The following is a 1,080-nucleotide window of genomic DNA, read 5'->3' as shown; positions in this document are numbered from 1 at the left end:
GAAACCTGGGAAGACGTGCTTCGCGCCGCCGACCTGATCTCCATGACCGACACCTCGATCGATATCGGCCCGACCCGTCACGGTCTGACCCACGGCAAGACCATCTACTTCTTCGACCCGTCCGGTAACCGCAACGAAGTGTTCTGCGGTGGAGATTACAACTACCCGGACCACAAACCGGTGACCTGGACCGCCGACCAACTGGGCAAGGCGATCTTTTACCACGACCGCATTCTCAACGAACGATTCATGACCGTGCTGACCTGAAGGCCCGGTTCGACTTATTGCAGAGATTGCGCAGATGAAAGAAATCAAGCATTTCATTAACGGCGAATACGTCGAATCGGCCAGCGGCAAGCTGTTCGATAACGTCAACCCGGCCAACGGCCAGGTGATCGCCAAGATCCACGAAGCCGGCGAAGCCGAGGTCGACGCCGCGGTCAAGGCCGCCCGCGCCGCGCTCAAGGGCCCCTGGGGCAGGATGACGGTGGCCGAGCGCACCGAGATCCTGCATCGCGTCGCCGCCGGCATCAGCGCGCGCTTCGACGAGTTTCTCGAGGCCGAGTGCCTGGACACCGGCAAACCCAAATCCCTGGCCAGCCACATCGACATCCCGCGCGGCGCGGCCAACTTCTCGGTGTTCGCCGACCTGGTGAAGAACGTGCCCACCGAGGCCTTCGAGATGGCCACCCCGGACGGCACCGGCGCGCTCAACTACGGCGTGCGCCGGCCCAAGGGCGTGATCGGGGTGATCAGCCCGTGGAACCTGCCGCTGCTGCTGATGACCTGGAAGGTCGGCCCGGCCCTGGCCTGCGGCAACACCGTGGTGGTCAAACCCTCGGAAGAGACGCCGACCACCACCGCTCTGCTCGGTGAAGTGATGAACGCCGCCGGCGTGCCGGCTGGCGTGTACAACGTGGTGCATGGCTTCGGCGGCAACTCGGCCGGCGCCTTCCTCACCGCCCACCCGGATGTCGACGCCTACACCTTCACCGGCGAGACCGGCACCGGCGAAACCATCATGCGCGCCGCCGCCAAGGGCGTGCGTCAGGTGTCGCTGGAGCTGGGCGGCAAGAACGC

At 65.0% G+C, this 1,080-nt stretch carries 2 protein-coding genes; both read left to right on the top strand.

Annotation, left to right across the window (positions count from 1 at the left end; genetic code table 11):
- Positions 1 to 267: VOC family protein (locus tag DU29_RS0128910; protein WP_028624805.1), on the top strand; the 267-nt coding region annotated here is incomplete at its 5' end.
- Positions 268 to 301: 34 nt separating this feature from the next.
- A partial coding sequence (locus DU29_RS0128905) for an aldehyde dehydrogenase family protein (protein ID WP_028624804.1) occupies positions 302 to 1,080 on the top strand: 779 nt, incomplete at its 3' end.

Origin of the sequence: Pseudomonas sp. Ant30-3, from assembly GCF_000690905.1 — a bacterium.
In the GTDB taxonomy this organism is placed as follows: domain Bacteria; phylum Pseudomonadota; class Gammaproteobacteria; order Pseudomonadales; family Pseudomonadaceae; genus Aquipseudomonas.
This window is presented reverse-complemented; position numbering and strand designations above follow the sequence as displayed.